Below are 2,541 nucleotides of genomic sequence, written 5' to 3' on the forward strand. Positions count from 1 at the left end.
GAAAGAAATCAATCAAGCTTACCAAGCTGGCGACCTGGCTAAATTACTAGCGATCGAGAAACAACACCAGATGGGCGAAATTATCGATCGCGATAACGAAGACGATCTCGCCCGTCGCTGCGATCGCGTCGAGCGTGAGAATGAATTTCTTACTAGTCAATTTACCCAGCTCAAACAAGAAATCCGGGCGACCAAAAGTACCCCCGAAGGATCGGTCGTGGCTGAATACAAGAAGTTAACGAAAAAAGGGATCGACCCGATCGGTGAAATGGTCGCCGAAACCGAATCGCAAATTCAAATCGTTGCCGAAGTCCATCAGTTTGTCACTGATTTTCGCGATAAAAAGATCGCTATTAAAGATTTCCTCAAAGGCCCTGCTGTCTTTCAGCAAATGCACATGGTATCGCCTGAAGAAATATTAATGGACTTGTTCGCACAATTTTAATCTAGGCATGAAGCCGTTGTAGCGAGACAGGGCTAACAGTGGGTGCTAAGCTTTACGCTGAATGCGCCGTTTGAGCATAACTACACCCACTGCCATGATGCCCAATCCCAGTACAGAGCTAGGTTCGGGCACGGAAGTCGAATTTGTTGAATTTACAGCACTCCAGGTACCGGAAATGCCCGTTGCAGTCCAGGTGCCATTCCCTATTTGGGATGGGCTGAGGACTTCAGCGCGATAATTAGCCAATTGAATGCTGGTGCTACTGATTGCAGTGCCTCTGAAATTCAACAAGTTATTGGCGGTGTATGTTCCAATAAAATCCTCACGCCCCCGATAAGTGCCGTTACTGGACCAATTAAAGTAGCCAGTAATGTCGTAGTCTGAACCGTTTTGAACTTGGGTGCTGAAAAATAATTTCGAGCCATTCCAACTAATAATATCAAATCCCGTAACGTCCCATTGCCCTTGAGTTAAATTGATGGTTGCTGCTTCTGACTTAGTGCAAATGCTCTGAGCTAGTAGCAAGCAAGCGATCGCGGTTGAGGCTAGAAAACGCATGATTCCTCCTGATAAATAATGGTGATGATTTGTAACGACAAGCGCAAAGACTTTGTCCGCAGTTAGGTAGATATTTTTTATCCGGATTTCCGTTTATTTCCCGAACATAGGAATGACATCTAGACGATCCTCGTCTTAAAGCTCGATCGCTTTTGCAAACTTTTCAAACTTATTCGATTGAGCGTAATATTCGAGAAGTTTACACGAACTATACCACATGTAGTCAAGGTAAGTTGAGCCGATCGCGTTCAAAATCAACAGATTCGAGCGTCATTTGTTAATCTCGATCGCCTACCGTACTACCGAAAATCGACTGCAAACACCAATCGATCTCATCTTTTGTGTAAAGATATCCAGTCCGATAACCTTCAGGCTGGTATCTTAGTAACAGGGCACATTGAGATCGCCGTAGAATTTTTTAGATTTAAGAGGTTGGTTGAGTAATGGCAACAGGTGCATTGCTGTGGCAGCGATATCAAGATTGGTTGTATTATCACCCAGGGTTAAGCTTTTATCTAGACATCAGTCGGATGCGATTCGATGATGCGTTGGTTTCCCAACTGCAACCCAAATTTGTCAAAGCATTTGCCGATATGGCAGCTTTAGAAGCGGGGGCAATTGCCAATCCTGACGAACAGCGGATGGTCGGACATTATTGGTTGCGCAACCCAGAACTCGCGCCCACGCCTGAAATTGCGACCGAAATTAAGCTGGCGATCGATGATGTTACGAGTTTCGCTCGAAAGATCCATGCTGGTGATATTCATCCCCCTCAAGGTGGCAAATTCACGGATTTGATTACGATCGGGATTGGTGGCTCGGCATTAGGGCCGCAATTTGTCTCCGAAGCTTTAGCACCAGATCGATCGCCATTAACCATTCACTTCATCGATAATAGCGATCCTGCGGGGATCGATCGCGTCATCAGTCGCATCCAAAACCGACTGAATACCACGCTAGTAATGGTCATCTCCAAGTCCGGCGGTACCCCAGAACCCCGCAATGGGATGATCGAAGTTCAAGCAATCTATCAGGCTCATCAGCTCGATTTCCCCGCCTATGCAGTGGCAGTGACTGGCACGGGCAGCCAGCTCGATAAGGTTGCCGAATCCCAGGGCTGGATTGCGAGATTCCCGATGCCAGACTGGGTTGGGGGACGAACTTCCGAATTATCTGTCGTCGGGCTACTCCCCGCCGCACTTCAGGGGATCGACATTCAGGGGATTTTAGCTGGCGCGAAAGAGATGGACATCGCCACGCGGGTGCCAGATCTCAAAACCAATCCCGCCGCTTTGCTCGCACTGGCTTGGTATGCGTCGGGCAATGGCAAAGGGGAAAAAGATATGGTTGTTCTACCATACAAAGATAGTTTGCTATTATTTAGCCGCTATCTCCAGCAATTGGTGATGGAATCGTTGGGTAAAGAAGACGATCTCGATGGTAACAAAGTCTATCAGGGTATCGCCGTCTACGGTAACAAAGGCTCGACCGATCAACATGCCTACGTCCAACAATTACGGGAAGGGATCGCCAATTTC

The 2,541-nt window shown here is 47.3% G+C and carries 2 protein-coding genes and 1 pseudogene; 2 read left to right on the plus strand and 1 reads right to left on the minus strand.

Features of this window, described 5'->3' with window-relative positions; genetic code table 11:
* Positions 1 to 445: pseudogene (locus RMO84_RS20935) on the plus strand (molecular chaperone DnaJ); the annotation flags it as partial.
* Between the two features lie 45 nt (positions 446 to 490).
* On the opposite strand, the gene RMO84_RS20940 reads toward RMO84_RS20935, so the two are convergent.
* Positions 491 to 1,003 carry a PEP-CTERM sorting domain-containing protein gene (locus RMO84_RS20940; protein ID WP_310490370.1) on the minus strand — a complete coding sequence of 171 codons (513 nt, stop codon included), beginning with the start codon at positions 1,001 to 1,003 and terminating at the stop codon, positions 491 to 493.
* Between the two features lie 443 nt (positions 1,004 to 1,446).
* Here RMO84_RS20940 and pgi point away from each other — a divergent pair.
* The coding region (pgi, locus tag RMO84_RS20945; RefSeq protein ID WP_310490371.1) for a glucose-6-phosphate isomerase at positions 1,447 to 2,541 on the plus strand (1,095 nt) is incomplete at its 3' end.

This window comes from Chamaesiphon sp. VAR_69_metabat_338, from assembly GCF_031423935.1.
GTDB lineage: Bacteria > Cyanobacteriota > Cyanobacteriia > Cyanobacteriales > Chamaesiphonaceae > Chamaesiphon.

Coding starts and splice junctions, on each gene's coding strand:
- RMO84_RS20940 (WP_310490370.1), bottom strand. CDS start 1,003: ATGCGTTTTCTAGCCTCAACCGCGATCGCTTGCTTGCTACTAGCTCAG.